A 246-nucleotide genomic window follows, 5' to 3' on the forward strand; every position below is an offset into this window, starting at 1 on the left:
CATAGAGCTCCTCACCAGGCTCTGGTCCGCAGGACATAGCGCGGCGCAGATAGCGCGGCGGCTCGGGTGCAGTCGTAACGCGGTCTGCGGCATGCTGACCCGTCAGGGCCTGAAGCGCGGTCACAAGTCGCTCACGGCAAGGCCCAAGATAAGGCAGACACCGAAGCTGAGGGCGACGTCGTCGGCAGCTTGCGCCCTTCCAGTCGCAAAGAAGGTGTCGCGGAACGCAGCGGAGAGGCAGCAGCC

General features: G+C 65.9%; 1 protein-coding gene. It reads left to right on the forward strand.

Features of this window, described 5'->3' with window-relative positions:
- Position 1: 1 nt before the first annotated feature.
- Positions 2–246, forward strand: a 245-nt coding sequence (locus tag AC0L3P_RS40350) for a GcrA family cell cycle regulator (RefSeq protein WP_473309505.1), incomplete at its 3' end; no start/stop codon positions are given.

The sequence above is a fragment of the Bradyrhizobium sp. WSM4874 genome, from assembly GCF_055811835.1.